The 678-nt window shown below is 69.0% G+C and carries 1 protein-coding gene; it reads left to right on the top strand.

What is annotated here, in order from left to right:
• Positions 1-678 (top strand): AMP-binding protein (locus HL666_RS33825; protein WP_172185802.1); only part of this gene is annotated, 678 nt, incomplete at both ends.

Genomic DNA, 678 nt, shown 5'->3' with positions numbered 1-678 from the left:
GCTGAACGCGCGGGCAAACCGGCTGGCGCGGCGTCTCATGCTGCAGGGGATCGGACCGGACGTCGTGGTCGGGCTGGCGCTGGAGCGCGGCGTGCCGATGATGGTGGCACTGCTCGCGGTGCTGAAGGCGGGCGGGGCCTACCTGCCGCTCGATCCGGATTATCCGGCCGAGCGTCTGGCGCACATGCTCGGCGACAGCGGGGCCAGGCTGCTGCTGACGCAGGCCACGTTGCAGGAGCGTTTCGCTTCGGTTCTGGAAGGCAGTGGTGCCGAAGCCTGGCTGCTCGATGCAGCGGTGGGAGAAGGCAGCGGCGACGCCGCCAATCTCGACATCGCCATCGATCCGGGGAACCTCGCTTACGTGATCTACACCTCCGGCTCGACCGGTCTGCCCAAGGGGGTGATGGTGCGCCATGGCGCGGTGGCGAACTTCCTGGCGACCATGGCCGAGCGGCCCGGGATTGCACGCGAGGATCGCGTGCTCGGGCTGACCTCGCTGTCGTTCGACATCGCGGTGCTGGAGCTGTGGCTGCCGCTGACGCATGGCGCGCAGGTCGTGCTGGCCGATCGGGCGACGGCGCAAGATCCGGCGGCACTGAAGGCGGTCGTCGTCAGGCATGGCGTGACGATGATCCAGGCGACGCCGTCGAGCTGGCGGATGCTGCTGGATCATGACGG

Origin of the sequence: Bradyrhizobium aeschynomenes, from assembly GCF_013178945.1 — a bacterium.
Taxonomy (GTDB): Bacteria; Pseudomonadota; Alphaproteobacteria; order Rhizobiales; family Xanthobacteraceae; genus Bradyrhizobium; species Bradyrhizobium aeschynomenes.
The sequence above is the reverse complement of the archived record's forward strand: the minus strand, read 5'-3'. Positions and strand labels throughout refer to the sequence as shown.